This is a genomic window from bacterium (assembly GCA_036524115.1).
In the GTDB taxonomy this organism is placed as follows: Bacteria; JAUVQV01; JAUVQV01; order JAUVQV01; family DATDCY01; genus DATDCY01.
The window spans coordinates 1-13704 of sequence record DATDCY010000368.1 but is presented as its reverse complement, the minus strand read 5'-3'; the positions used below and the strand labels follow the sequence as shown (position 1 = coordinate 13704).

Sequence of the window (13704 nt, the reverse complement as noted above, 5' to 3'; positions counted from 1 at the left end):
GGCGCGCCCGTCACCGGCACGCCCCCGCGGGCGCGGGCCGGGCGCCGGCCCGCAAGCCGGGGCGGCCGGCCCGCCAGATCATCAGGACGACCAGCGCCGCGCCGAAGACGAGCATCCGGTACTGCGCCAGCGGCCGCAGGTACTCGGGCAGCAGGACGAGCACGACGGCGGCGACCGCCACCCCCCCGACCGAGCCCGGGCCGCCGAGGACGACCACCGCCAGCGCCATGGCCGACTCGAGGAACGTGAAGCTCGCGGGGCTGACGAAGGTGGTCCGCGCGGCGAAGAGCACGCCCGCGATCCCGGCCCAGAAGGCGCCGGCGGCCAGCGCGGCGAGCTTCACACGGGTGCGGTCGATCCCCATCGCCTCCGCGGCCAGCTCGTCCTCCCGCAGGGCGACCCAGGCGCGCCCGATGCGCGAGTCGCGCAGACGCCGCACGACGAGCGCCGCCAGGGCCGCCAGCGCGAGACTGACGTAGTACAGCAGCGTCGTCGCGCCGCGCAGCCCCGGCTCCCACCCGGGGAGCGCCGCGCGGGGGATGTTGGGGATGCCGCTGGGGCCGTTCGAGAAGGCGCTCCAGTTCTCGAGGACGAGCCGGACGATCTCCCCGAAGCCGAGGGTGACGATGGCCAGGTAGTCGCCGCGCAGGCGCAGCACGGGGAAGCCGAGCGCCAGGCCGCAGCCCGCCGCGAGGAGGCCTCCGAGGGGCAGCGCCAGCCAGAAGCCGACGCCGAAGTGCTGGTGCGCCAGCGCGTAGGCGTAGGCGCCGACCGCGTAGAACGCCGCGTATCCCAGGTTCAGGAGCCCCGCCAGCCCGACGATGACATTCAGCCCGAGGCCGAGGATCACGGCGATCAGCGCCGAGGTCAGCACGTTCACCTGGTAGGTGGAGCCCGCGGCGGGAAGGGCGAGGGCGAGGGCAACGCCCGCCGCGGCGAGCGCCCGCCTCCGGGCCGGGGAGCGGACCGCAAATCCCCCTGGATCCCGGGGGATTTCCGCGGACCATCGCCCGAACAGGCCCCTGCCCTGCCAGAGCAGCGCCGCGATGAAGGTGCCGGCCGCGCACCAGCCGAGGTTCGCCCAGCGCCACGAGACGGTCTTCTCGACCGTGTCGACCCGCGGCACCACGAGCGGCGCCAGCAGCAGCGCCCCGGCGGCGGCGGCCGTCGCCGCACGACGCAGCGCCGCGAGCGCCCCGTCCGCGGGCGCCGTCACGCCCGCCCCCCCGAGGCGTCGCCGAGCAGGCCCGAGGGCCGCACGGTGAGGACGAGCACGAGCAGGCAGAACGCGAACGCGTCCTCGTAGGCGCTCGAGACGTAGCCGGCCGCGAAGCTCTCGGCCCAGCCGAGCACGAAGCCGCCAAGCACCGCGCCGGGGATGCTGCCGATGCCGCCGAGCACCGCGGCCGTGAAGGCCTTGATCCCGGCGAGGAAGCCGATCGAGAAGTTGATCTGCCCGACGTGCGAGCCGATGAGCACGCCGCCGAGGGCTGCCAGCGCGGAGCCGACCGCAAAGGTGACCGCGACGACGCGGTCGACGTCGACCCCGCAGAGCAGCGCCATGGTGCGGTCCTGTGCCACCGCGCGCATCGCCCGCCCGGTGCGCGTGCCCCGCACGAAGAGCGTCAGGCCGAGCATCGCCGCCGCGGTGACGCCGAGGATCGCGATCTCCGTCGGCCCGACGAGGTCGGTCCGACGCGAGAGCCAGGGGAGCTCCGGGACCAGGTTCGGGAACGAGACGAAGTCCGGGGTCTGCGCGAGCAGGACGAAGTTCTGCAGCAGGATGGAGACGCCGATGGCGCTGATCAGCGGCGCCAGCCGGGGGGCGGCGCGCAGCGGCCGGTAGGCGAAGCGCTCGACGACCAGGCCCCAGGCGACGGCCCAGGCCACGGCCGCGGCGGCGGCGAGCGCCAGCACGAGCGACGCCGGCAGCCCCGCGGGTGCGAGCAGGGAGGCGGCGACCAGGCCCGTGAAGGCGCCGATCATGTAGATCTCCCCGTGCGCGAAGTTGATCAGCTCGAGAATCCCGTAGACCATGGTGTAGCCGAGCGCGATGAGCGCGTAGATGCTCCCGCGCGTCAGGCCGCTGAAGAAGAGCTGGAGGAAGTAGTCCATGCGCCAGGGACTGTCCTGTTGGGTCCGCGCAACCGCGCGGATCGTCGGCCCGCGGCGCTACTTGACCTCGACGTACGCGCCGTTCTTCACCTGGTACATCGCGAAGCCGACGCCCTCGGCGTCCCCGCGGGCGTCAAAGCGGATCCTGCCGAGCGGCGTCTCGACGTACTCGCCGTGCAGCGCCTTGGCGATCGCGGCCTGGTCCGTCGAGCCCGCCTTGGCGATGGCGTTGAGCAGCGCCTGCGTCCCCGCCCAGGCGTTGAGGTAGAAGGCCCCGGCCTCGGTGCCGTAGGCGGCGCGGTGGGCCGCCAGCGCTGCGACCGCCAGCGGGTTGGTCGAGGTGTCGCGCGGGCCCGACGCGTAGACGCCCTCGGCGAAGGCGCCGGCGACCTTGATGAAGGTGACGTCCTTGACGCCGTCGTCGGAGACGAACGGCAGGTTGACCTGCTTCTTGCGCATGGCCATGACCAGCTTCGAGGCCTCGGGGTGGTAGCCGCCGTAGATCACGGCATCGGCTCCGGCGTAGCGGACCTTGTTCACGATGGCGGTGTAGTCGACCGCGCCGGGCGTGATCCCCTCGAAGAGGACGACCTCGCCCGTGCCGCCGGAGGCCTCGATGAACTTCTTCGCGTACTCGGCGAAGCCGCGGCCGTAGTCCTGCTTGTCGTGCAGAATCGCGATCCTCTTCGCCTTGAGCGTCCCCAGGACGAAGTCGACGTCGAGGCGCGCCTGGGCGTCGTCGGGGGCGATGGTGCGGTAGAAGTTGGGGTACTGGCCGCTCTGCGTCAGCTCGGGGTTCGTCGCCGCGGGAGACATCGCGATGATCCCCGCGTCCCGGTAGATGCCGAGCGCGGGCTTGGTCGCGCCGCTGCAGACGTGCCCGAGCACGACGCTGACCTTCGCGGAGACGAGCTTGCCCGCGGTGTTCGTGGCGATCTCCGGTTTGCAGACGTCGTCCTCGACGACGACCTCCACCTGCCGGCCGAGCACCCCGCCCTTCGCGTTGATCGCCTTGACGACGAGCTCGGCGGCCCGCGCCGAGGGAATGCCGTAGGAGGCGAGGTCGCCGGACTGCGGCCCGGCGACGCCGAGGCGGATCGGCTCGCCGGCGGCGCGCGCGGGGACGGCCGTGGCGATGAGGACGGCGCAGCAGGCGCCCAGCGCCGCTGCGGTCAGGATCGAACGGTGCGATCTCGTCATTGCGCTCTCTCCCCTGAAGTCTCGGGGGATTATAGCCGATGCGGCGCCGGCGCGGGGCGAAAGCACGCCGGCGGCGCCACCTTGACAACAGCTGTCGGCAACCGGAGAATCCGGAGAACCGTGCGCTGGCCGTCAGCGCACCGGGCCGGGGCAATTGTCGAGACGGGTCCACGAGAGGGAGGGCGCCCTCCGGTGATCATCAAGGTGCTGGGTTCCGCCGGCTCCGAGGTGCCGGGGCACAACTGCCCCGCCTTCCTCATCGACGGGAAGGTCCTGCTGGACGCCGGCACGATCGGGCTCACCCTGAACATCCGGGAGGAGCGCAACCTCTCCTGGATCCTCCTGACGCACGCGCACTTCGACCACATCAAGGGGATCCCGTTCCTGCTGGACAACCTCGTGACGCGGGGGACCGGGACGACCGTCACCGTCCTCGGCGCGAAGAGCGTCCTCGACGACGTGCGCACGTGCATCTTCAACGACCGCATCTGGCCGGATTTCACCCGCATCCCGTCGCCCGCGCGTCCGGCGCTGCGGTTCCGGAGCATCGGCACGACGCGGCCGGTCCGCCTCGGCGATTACCGGATCACCATGGAGCGGGTGGCCCACCCGGTGCCCGCGTACGGCTACATCGTCGAGACGCCGGAGAAGAAGGCCCTCGCCTACACGGGCGACACCGGCCCCACCGAGCGGTTCTGGGGGCGGGTGTCGCGGCGCGGGGTGAAGTACGTCATCACGGAGGCCTCGTTGCCGAACCGGCTGGAGCGGCTGGCGCTGGCGTATGGCCACCTCACGCCCGCCCTGCTCGAGCGCGAGATCGCCAAGCTGTCCCGGCCGCCGAAGAAGATCTTCGTCATGCACCTCAAGCCGCAGTTCGCGCAGGAGATCGAGGCCGAGATCCAGGGGCTGCGCCGCAAGGACATCGAGTTCCTCAAGGACGGCGAGGCGATCCTGCTCTAGGCGCGCCTCCGGGGGAGAGCGAAGTGGCCGCCCTCCCCCGGCACGTGCGCTCCCGCCGCCGGCCTACAGCGACAGGTTGATCTTCGCGAAGACGGTCCGGCCCGGCTGGACCGAGGGGTTGTTGACGTCGGTGTCCTGGTACTTGAACTCCTCGTCGAAGAGGTTCTGCACGCCGACGACGATCGTGCCGTGCCGCAGCGGCAGGCGGTAGGTGACCGCCGCATCGACCAGCCAGAACCGGTCGGAGTCCGCGGCGTAGTTGTCCGGCGTCGGGGTCGCGGCGTCCGGCTTCAGGAACGTCCCCTTCTGGTCGTACCACGTCGCCTTCACGCCGGCGCCGATGCCCGACGGGTGGAAGAAGTTGACCGCGAGGGGCAGCCGGTGCGTCTCGAGCTCCGCCACGTTCAGGTTTCCGGTGAAACCGCGGTCGAGCTTCTCGTACTGGTAGCCGGCGGTGAGCGAGAACCAGTCGTGCGGCGCCCAGCAGGCATAGGCGCTCGCGGTCTTCTCCGTCCAGTCCGCGCGCCCCGGGGTGCCGTCAGGGAAGGAGAACTCGTACGGCACCTTCAGGTTCCGCCGCTCGGCCTCGAGCCCGGCGTAGAGACGCGACGTGAACTTCTGGTCCACGCCGACGCCGTAGGTCCAGTAGTCGGTCGAGTTGATCTCGTCGTAGAACTGGTTGAAGCCCGCCACCTGGGTCGGCTCGAGCGTCTGCTCGGTGACGAGAGTGCGCTTGAGCACCCGGAACGCGGCGGCCCTCAGGGTCGTGCCGGCGGCCGGGTTCCAGGTGAGCCCGAGCTTCGGGTTCCACTGCGTGCGGTCGTAGATCTCGGCCGCGTCGCTGCGCACGTCGTCGTAGCTGACGCCGACCGTCGCCGTGGCGTTCCTCAGGTAGTTGACGAGCAGGTAGGCGTAGCCGTTGGCGTGCGTCCGGTCGATCGAGGCGGTGTCGGAGAAGCTGAACGTCGGGTCCGGGTCGAACGCGAAGCTGGTGTCGTTCGTCCCGTCGCTCGAGACGTAGCCGCCCCCGGCGATCACGTTGACGCGCCTGGCCCGCCCGAGGTACTGCGCCTCCGCGATGTACGCCCGCTCGTCGTCGGTCGTCTCGAAGAGCGAGACGCCGGGGTCGGCGACCGTCGCGGGGTAGTTCGAGTCCTTGTACATGAACGAGGCGATCAGGTCGGAACCCGGGGCGAACTGCTGGTGGCCGCCGACGCGGAGCAGGCTGTATTCCGGCTCCTGGCGCAGCCCCCTGGAGAAGACGTCCGGGTAGAAGTTCAGCATCCGGTCCCCGAACTCCGAATCCCGCGAGCGGAACTCCGCCTGCAGGCTGGTGCGCGGGGTCGGGCTCCACTGGGCGAACACGTCGTACAGGTCGTCCTTCAGGTCGTCGTTCTCCCGGAAGCCGTCCGTCCGGTAGTGGTACTGCCCGGCGCTGACCGAGACGGTGTCGTAGAGCCCGGAGACGACGACCTCTTCGCCCGCCGTGTCCTGCTCCGCGAGGATGCCGTTCGCCTGCAGCGCAAGCCGGTTGCGCTCGAACAGCGGGTTGAACTCGTTGAACGAGAGCTCCGAGGGCCCGCCCGTCGAGACGCTGAGCAGGCTGCTCTCCGCGAGCCGCGGCTGCACGGGCGTGATGTTCACCGGCTGCAGCAGCTGCGACTGCAGCAGTTCGCTGACCCGCGCGATCTCCCGGCGCGGCAGCGCGGCGTCAAGGTCGGCCTGCAGCCGGTGGGCCGAGTAGTTGGCCGGATCGAGGTTGACGGACTGCCATCCCTCGACCAGCGCGCGCCGCTGGAAGCCGAGGTCGTTGTAGATGCGCCCGATGCTCGCGCTGCGGGCGGCGTGGTCGCCGTCGAGCAGCAGGCGCGAGCGGTACACGGCCCGGTTGTCGTTGAGCTCGACGGCCTTCTCCATCTCGGCGAGCGCCTCGACGGGCCGGTTCTCGGTCTGCTTCTGGATTGCGCCGTAGAAGTAGGGCGTCGGGTCCGAGGGGTCCAGGCTCTTGGCCATCTCGTACTGACCCGCGGCCAGCTTGTCGCGCTTCTCCTCGTAGTAGGCCTTGCCCAGGTAGCTGCGGATCAGGGCGTTGTCCGCGTCCAGGCTCATCGCGATCTCGAGGTCGCGCCGCCCCTCCTCGAGGCGGCCGTCCCGGATGCGCGACAGCCCGAGACCGAGCCGCGGCAGCGGATCGGCGTTGTCGAGCTGTATCGCCTTCTCGAAGGTCGCCGCCGCCTTCGCGGTCTTCACCGACGTCAGGTAGGCGAACCCGAGCACCGTCTGCGTCCGCGAGAGATCGGGGTTCGCCGCCACGGCCTTGGTCGCCGACGCGAGCGATACCCCGAGATCGCCGAAGGAAGCCTGAAGCTCCGCGAGGCGCGCCCAGGCCAGGGCGTTGCCCGGCTCGAGCTCCACGGCGTGCTTCACGCTGGCGAACGCCGCCTCCAGGTCGAAGCGCGCCTGCTGCGCGTAGGAGAGGGCGATCCGCGCGGCTGCCGACGTCGGGCCGGCGTCCACCGCCTTGCCCGCCAGTTCGAGTGCCTTCGCCTTGTCGTTCTGCGTGACGGCAACGACCGCCTGGAGCGCAAGGGCATCGGCGTTCTTCGGGTCGGCCTTGAGGGCCTGGTCGAGATCCGCCGCGGCCTCCTCGACGCGGCCGACGGCGAGCGCCTGCGCCGCCCGCGCCGCGAGGGCCCGCGGGTCGTCCTGCTTCAGCCCTGCGGGCGCGGCGGCGAGCACGGGCGGGTAGTACAGCGCCCACTGGACCGCGTCGCGCGGGCGCACGACCGTGCGGTAGACCGGCGCCTTCCCGGTCTCGGTCACGGCCGACTGACCGGTGGTGACCGCGAGGCCGCCGGCCGCGTTCGAGGCCAGCACCTTGCCCTCGAAGACGGTCAGGTCGGTGCGCCCCTGCTCGACGCGGAGCAGGAACTCCGTCCCTTCGACGCCCGCGTTCACGCTCGCGGTCTTCACGTCCAGGCTGCGGGTGACCCGGCTGAAGAAGAGCACGGCGCCGCCGAGCATGTCGACCAGCGACGTGCGCTCGTCCTTCATGCCGCCCAGGGTGACGGTGCTGTTCTGGTCCAGGCGCAGGAGTGGATGCGTGCTCAGCGCGATGTCGGCCCGGCTCCGGCGGTCCGTCCGGATCGTGTCGCCGGGACAGTACGGCTCGTCGAGCTTCACCGGCGCCCAGCGGGTCTCGCCCGCGAGCTTGACCTCCACCACCCCCTGCGCGGAGACCACCTTGCCCGCCCACTTCTCGCAGGTCGCCGCCGACGCCGTGCCGCCGGCCAGCGCCGCCGCGACAACGGTGAAGACCAGAAGACCCGCAGCGCCCGGCTGCCGTCGCATCATCGCCGCCCCTCCTTGTCCAGAGTTTCCGTGTCCGCCCGGATCCTTCATCTCCGCTACTTGCTGTCCATCCGGACCACGCCGTCCCACGGCTCGGCGGGCGGCTGGTCCCGGTACTGCGCGCACAGAGCGATATAGAAACGCGAAGGCTCGTCGTCACCCAGGACCGCCAGCGCGCGGTGGAACGCCGCCGCGGCCTCGTCCCACGAGCGCTTGCCGAACGCGACCATCCCGTCGGCGAACGCCCGGCACCCCTCGCGCTGGCGCGCGTCCGCCTCCGACTGGCGACAGACCAGCTCGTGGACCGCGATCGGCCTGGTCTTGCCCTTCAGCCGGAACGAGCCGAGCGCCCGTGTCAGCAGGCTGCCGACCCCGTCGACCGCGTCCGATGACACCAGCAGGCGCGTGCCGAGGTGCTTGTTCAGCCCCTCTAGGCGCGAGGCCGTGTTGACGATGTCGCCCATCACGGTGTGCTGGTAGCGGTCCATCGCGCCGATGTTCCCGAGAAAGAGGTCGCCGTAGTGCAGCCCGATGCGCGTGCGCAGCTGCTGCGGCACGGCGGGGTCGTGCAGGCTGCCCGCCGCCCTGTGGATGTCCAGCGCGGCGAGGCACGCCCGCTCGCGCAGCGCCGCGTCCGGCGTCGCGGAGACCCAGATCGCCAGCATCGAGTCGCCGGAGAGGTTCGAGACGACGCCGCCGTGGTCCTTCACCGGCCCGAAGAGCGTCTCGTAGTAGCGGTTCATGAAGGCGCCGAGCTGCTTTGGGTCGAGAGTCTCCGAAAGCGTGGTGAAGTGCTCGGCGTCCGTGAACAGGCAGACGCCGTAGACGGTCTCCGCGCTCGCCCCGACGTCGCCCAGGTTCTGGAGCAGCTGGTCGATCACGTTCTTCGGCAGATACTGCTCGAACGCCTTGCGGACCCGCTCCTGTTCCTTCTTCGTGTCGAGGTAGCCCCAGACCACGCCGCCGACGAAGGCGGCCGGCGCCTGGAGGAAGAGCGGGACCGCGACGGGGTACCAGACGTTCCCCGTCTTGAACGCCAGCCAGGCGGCGGCCAGGTAGAGGCCGCCGAGTGCGAGGGTACCCAGCGCGGCGATGCCGACGTGGAAGTACCGGCAAAGGAAGCCCAGGGCGACCCCCCAGAGCAGGACGACGAGGGCGTACGTCGCGAACGAGGGCGGCGTGACCTGCGAGCCTTCGAGGAGGTTGTCGAACGCCGTGGCCGAGATCTCCACCCCCCCGATGAAGATGCCGTTGGCGCGGGAGAATACGGTGTAGAAGCTGTCCTTGCGCTCCGCGAGCAGCGCCTCCGAGAGGCCGACGAACACCGCCTTGCCCTTGAGATCGTACGTCCGCCCCCCGGCGGCGCCGTCCCGGATCTGCAGCGCCTCGTGGTAGGGGATCGTGGTCACCGTCCGGGGCGGACCGTAGAAGTCGAGGAACCGGTTGTTCGAGCCTTCGTACACGCGGACGAGCGCTTCGATGAGACGGCGCCGTGCGGGGTCCCCGGAGAGCGCCGTCGCAGCCCGCAGCTCCCGCCGCATCCTCCGGGCCAGGCCCGGGTCCGCGCTGAACGCGTCGCGCACGCGCTTCATGAGGGCGGGAACGCCCCCCGCGGCGATGGTCGGCGCAAGGTCGCCGGGAAACTGGCCCGCGAGCGCCGGGCTCGCCTTCTCGAGCAGTGAGACGAAATCGCCGAACGCGGGCGCGGCGTAGACCTGGAGCATCGCCATCGGCATCGAGGGGGCGTCGCCGGCGCCAGGCTCGAACGTGAAGAACCGGCTCACCTTGAAGGGGATGCGCGGCAGGGTGAACGGCGCCGTGGCGACGGCCGCGTCGGCGAACAGGTCGATCGGCGGCACCGCGCGCACGACGCTGTGGCCGACGGGCTCCGCCGACGCGTCGCCGTCCGAGAGCGGGACGTCCTTGCTGCGGATCTGCTCGGTGAGCAGGACGTTGCGGGCCTGCTTCATCGCCGCCGCGAACGCGGCGTCGTCCTTCTCGACGCGCGGCTCGATGAAGTGCAGGTCGAAGGAGACGGCCCTGGCCCCCTCGCGCGCCAGCACGTCCGTCAGGCGCGCGTGCAGCGAGCGGGGCCACTTGTCGGGGTTGTCGGGGAGGCCGAGCTGCTCGGAGGACTCGCGGTCGATGCTGATGACCACCGCCTCCGCGGGCGGCCTCCGCGCCCCCCGCAGCTTGAACAGGATGCCGAGGCCGGTGTCCTCCTCGAGATCCAAGACGGGGCGCAGCGGGCTGGCGGCCACGCCCGCGATCCCGACGGCGAGACCGAGCGCAGCCGCCTTCCAGGCACGCGCAACCACGCGCGGGGCCTACCTCACCCAGACCTGCCTTCCATTGATCACGACCCACGGATCGGTGCCGAGCACCGCGGCGAAGCCCTGGTCCTGACGCTCGTACTTGAAGATGTCGCAGTTCTTGTACGGGTTGCCGCTCACGCCGAGCTGCTCGTAGCGGAACGGCGTCACGCTCGGATCCGTATTCGCGGGGCAGACCTGAGGGTGGCTGGGGTCGACATCCACCCGGCAGGGGTTGCACACCAGTGTCTTCTCAGGTGAGTCCTGGCCGTAGATGGCGAGCGGCACGCCGGAGCCGCTGCAGTCCGCCGTGTTGAACCACGTGGCAGACTCCAAGTTCTGCAGTCCGCCGTCCGAAGTGGAGAGGCAGACGTAGATGCAGTACTGGCCGGAAACGCCGTTCTTGCGGATCTGCTTGCACGTGGTCTCGATGACCGGCGGCGGGTTCGTCGTGATGGCGAACGAGACAGTGGCCGTGGAGCCGCCCGGCACCGTCGCCATGATCTGGAAGGTGTGCGTGCCTGGCGCGGTCTCAGGGCCGAAGCAGATCGTTGCGTAGGCCGGATCGGCGGGGTCGCTCGAGATCGTGGCGGCGCCCGAGGGGTTGATCGTGACGACGGCGTCCCGCCGGTCCCACCGGACCGTCGCGCACCCCGGTGGCGTGACGGGGTTCGGGAGCACCGAGAGCGAGAAGACCAGCGGCGGGGGCGGCGCGTTCACCGCCGTCACCGTGAAGGACTCCGTGGCCGAGCCGCCCGCGCCCGTCGCCGTGATCGTGTACGCGTAGGTGCCCGCGGCGGCGAGGCAGATGGAGGCCTGGTTGCCGGAGACCGCGACATAGGGATCGATCGTCACCGTCGCGAGAGGATCCGAGAGCGTCCAGCTCACCGTCGCGCAGTCCGGCAGCACGACGGGATTCGGGAAGACGCTCAGCGTGGAGAAGACCGGGCGCGGGGAGACGGGCGGGTTCACGATCGTCGGCGTCTGGAGGGTGAACGTCTGCGTGTTGGACCCGTTCCCTGCCTTGATCAGCACCACGCCGTAGTCGCTGCCGCTCGCGTCGGCGAAGATCCTGCCCGAGGCGAACGTCTGGCCCTTCAGCGACAGGGCGACCCTGAAGGTGGCGGCCGGGGCGGGAATGTTCACCTTCATGACCCGGTATCGCGTGTCGCCGACGCCGAACTTGGTGCCGTAGTCGCCGACACCGACGTCGTAGACTTCGCCGCCCAGCAGCACCCCGGCCCCTGCCCCGTTGGCGTAGTACGTAACGCTGAACTTGGATGTGCCCCCCGCGAACGCCCCCGCTGGGATGCCGATCTCGGCGGGGATCTCGAAATCGATGTAGCTGAGGGTGCTGGATCCCGCGTTCTGCGAAAAGGCGTAGTTATAGGTCGCGCTCGTCGTGTAGTCCGCCGACGTGACGCCGTCCAACGTCATGTTGTAGGAGAAGGTGACCGCACCGGCGCTTCCGACCATGAGCAGCAGCCCTGAAGCGAACGACAGTGCAGCCGTCAGGAACCTGAACGTTCTCTTTCGCATCTTTGAGCCCTCTTCCGTCTGCGCGTCCAAGACATCCACGCTTGCCCCACCCCAACCCCACCTCGATCGTGGGAGAACCGCTGCCAATAAGTGCTGCTCACCACCTCCTTGCCCGTCGGTTCGGCGTCACACGAGTTCTCCGAACATTCACGCCCACGAAGTCGCATGTCCGAATCTCACTTCGCCTCCAGAGCATGCAATTTTCATACTATGTATCCAATGCGGGCGCACAATTTATAACATAGCGATTATGCGCACTATTTTTACCGAACTCGCGCAGCGCGATAGATACAATCACCTTAGTCATAAACCATTCTGACTTCATATGTAAAGATTTCTTCCAATTTTGACCTGGGGAGAGCAGGCCCGCGCGGCAAAGTCGCTGCTCGCGCTCCGCGAACCTCACCGCAGGGGGACTGCACCTTGGCGCCGCGAAGGCATCACCCGCAAGGTGCGGGCTTATACTTCGCGGCGATGCTGGAAGCCGCGGTGGCGGTGGCGGTGGTGCTTGTCCTACTCGCCTCGGCGGGCGGCGAAGGGATTGTCACGCTTCTCTTCGTCGCCGGGGCGGCGGCGGTCCTCATCGGCATGCTCGCAGGCGTTCCCGCTGGCGTCGTCTACCACGTGCTCCTCTTTCGGTCACTATCGGAAATCGGGATCCTCCCGCGCCGCTGGTGGTGGCATCCGACCACCCTCCACGACAGGCTGCCGGAGGCTGCCCGGCGCAGGCTCATGCGGTGGTTCCGCGCCGGCGCGGCCGGCTTTGTCCTCGCGATGATCGGCTGCGGCCTGATCCTGGGTGCGGTTCTCGTCCGGTGATCAGCGCCGCCGCGGATTCGGTTGCCGAACGCCCGGGGGATGCCACTGCCGCCCCGGGCGTCGTTCGCACTCCGCGGGCATCATCGCCTTTCGCCGGCTCTCACGGCGATCGTCACTGCATCGCGCACACGATGACGATGCGAACCGGCAGCAGCACGTTGTTGCCCTGAACGCAGCTCGCCCGCCACGTGTGCATTGCGTCGCCGGCATCCGGTCCACTCTCTCCCAAGGCATTCGGCGGGTTGCAGGACGCCCCGCCGCCGATCAGGATGTAGCCGGTGCTGCACGTGCACGTGTAGGCGGCGGTGCAGGTCTGACTGAAGAACGTGCCGAGGGCTCCGCCGGCGGGGCCCGTCGCTCCGGTGGCGCCGGTTGCCCCCGTGTCGCCAACCGTACCGGTGGCACCTGGCAACCCCTGAATGCCCTGCGGTCCCGTAGCCCCCGTCGCACCGACGTCCCCGGTCACACCCTGGATGCCCTGCGGACCCGTCGCTCCGACATCACCCGTTGCGCCCTGCGCACCCTGTGGCCCAGTCGCCCCGGTGGCGCCGGTGTCACCTTGGATGCCCTGCGAACCTGTCGCACCGGTTGCGCCCGTCGCACCAACGTCGCCAGTCACACCCTGGATACCCTGCGGACCTGTCGGACCAGTGGCACCCGTCGCACCGACGTCCCCGGTCACACCCTGGATGCCCTGCGGGCCCGTCGCGCCTACATCGCCCGTTGCACCCTGCACCCCCTGTGGCCCAGTCGCGCCGGTCTCACCTTGAATGCCCTGCGAACCTGTCGCACCGGTTGCGCCCGTCTCCCCCTGGATGCCCTGCGGGCCCGTCGCACCAACATCACCTGTTGCGCCCTGCGCACCCTGTGGGCCAGTCGCGCCGGTCTCACCTTGAATGCCTTGCGCACCTGTCGGACCGGTTGCGCCCGTCGCACCGACATCACCGGTCACACCCTGGATGCCCTGTGGGCCCGTCGGACCCGTGGCACCAGTCTCGCCCTGGATGCCCTGCAGACCTGTCGCACCGGTCTCACCTTGAATGCCCTGCGCACCTGTCGGACCAGTGGCACCAGTCGCGCCAACGTCGCCAGTGACACCTTGGATGCCCTGCGGCCCGGTCGCACCAGTCTCACCCTGAACGCCCTGCGCGCCAGTTGCGCCAGGTGCGCCCGTCGCGCCCGTCGCACCAACATCACCGGTCACACCCTGGATGCCCTGTGGGCCCGTCCCGCCGACACCACCTGTTGCGCCCTGCGCACCCTGTGGCCCAGTCGCGCCGGTCTCACCTTGAATGCCTTGCGTACCTGTCGGACCAGTGGCACCCGTTTCACCCTGGATGCCCTGCAGACCTGTCGCACCGGTCTCACCTTGAATGCCCTGCGCACCTGTCGGACCAGTGGCACCAGT

General features: G+C 70.0%; 8 protein-coding genes and 1 pseudogene. 2 read left to right on the top strand and 7 right to left on the bottom strand.

What is annotated here, in order from left to right; genetic code table 11:
* Positions 1-10: 10 nt before the first annotated feature.
* Genes VI078_17925 through VI078_17915 form a run of 3 tightly spaced genes read right to left on the bottom strand, consistent with a single transcriptional unit; the run spans position 11 to position 3315 of the window.
* The gene (locus VI078_17925) at positions 11-1216 is read right to left on the bottom strand and encodes a branched-chain amino acid ABC transporter permease (GenBank protein HEY6001167.1); all 1206 of its coding nucleotides are present in this window, start codon (positions 1214-1216) and stop codon (positions 11-13) included.
* A complete protein-coding gene (locus VI078_17920; protein ID HEY6001166.1) occupies positions 1213-2115 on the bottom strand; it encodes a branched-chain amino acid ABC transporter permease LivH in 903 nt (300 codons plus the stop codon). Before VI078_17920 ends, VI078_17925 begins: the two co-directional genes overlap by 4 nt.
* A 57-nt stretch (positions 2116-2172) precedes the next feature.
* A complete protein-coding gene (locus VI078_17915) occupies positions 2173-3315 on the bottom strand; it encodes a branched-chain amino acid ABC transporter substrate-binding protein (protein HEY6001165.1) in 1143 nt (380 codons plus the stop codon).
* Between the two features lie 192 nt (positions 3316-3507).
* On the opposite strand from VI078_17915, the gene VI078_17910 reads away from it, so the two are divergent.
* Positions 3508-4275: a 3',5'-cyclic-nucleotide phosphodiesterase gene (locus tag VI078_17910; GenBank protein HEY6001164.1), complete on the top strand. Its 768-nt coding sequence runs from the start codon at positions 3508-3510 to the stop codon at positions 4273-4275.
* A 63-nt stretch (positions 4276-4338) separates the two neighbouring features.
* On the opposite strand, the gene VI078_17905 is transcribed toward VI078_17910, so the two are convergent.
* Genes VI078_17905 through VI078_17895 form a run of 3 tightly spaced genes read right to left on the bottom strand, consistent with a single transcriptional unit; the run spans position 4339 to position 11477 of the window.
* Positions 4339-7629, bottom strand: coding sequence for a FecR domain-containing protein (locus tag VI078_17905; protein ID HEY6001163.1), 3291 nt, complete (start codon positions 7627-7629; stop codon positions 4339-4341).
* Positions 7630-7682: 53 nt separating this feature from the next.
* On the bottom strand, positions 7683-9944 hold the full coding sequence (locus VI078_17900) for an adenylate/guanylate cyclase domain-containing protein (GenBank protein HEY6001162.1): 2262 nt from the start codon (positions 9942-9944) through the stop codon (positions 7683-7685).
* Between the two features lie 9 nt (positions 9945-9953).
* The gene (locus VI078_17895) at positions 9954-11477 is read right to left on the bottom strand and encodes a hypothetical protein (protein ID HEY6001161.1); all 1524 of its coding nucleotides are present in this window, start codon (positions 11475-11477) and stop codon (positions 9954-9956) included.
* A gap of 474 nt (positions 11478-11951) precedes the next feature.
* Here VI078_17895 and VI078_17890 point away from each other — a divergent pair, with 474 nt between their 5' ends.
* On the top strand, positions 11952-12296 hold the full coding sequence (locus VI078_17890; GenBank protein HEY6001160.1) for a hypothetical protein: 345 nt from the start codon (positions 11952-11954) through the stop codon (positions 12294-12296).
* Between the two features lie 340 nt (positions 12297-12636).
* Here VI078_17890 and VI078_17885 read toward each other — a convergent pair.
* Positions 12637-13704: pseudogene (locus tag VI078_17885) on the bottom strand (collagen-like protein).

Coding starts and splice junctions, on each gene's coding strand:
- VI078_17920 (HEY6001166.1), bottom strand. CDS start 2,115: ATGGACTACTTCCTCCAGCTCTTCTTCAGCGGCCTGACGCGCGGGAGC.
- VI078_17915 (HEY6001165.1), bottom strand. CDS start 3,315: ATGACGAGATCGCACCGTTCGATCCTGACCGCAGCGGCGCTGGGCGCC.
- VI078_17905 (HEY6001163.1), bottom strand. CDS start 7,629: ATGATGCGACGGCAGCCGGGCGCTGCGGGTCTTCTGGTCTTCACCGTT.
- VI078_17895 (HEY6001161.1), bottom strand. CDS start 11,477: ATGCGAAAGAGAACGTTCAGGTTCCTGACGGCTGCACTGTCGTTCGCT.
- VI078_17890 (HEY6001160.1), top strand. CDS start 11,952: ATGCTGGAAGCCGCGGTGGCGGTGGCGGTGGTGCTTGTCCTACTCGCC.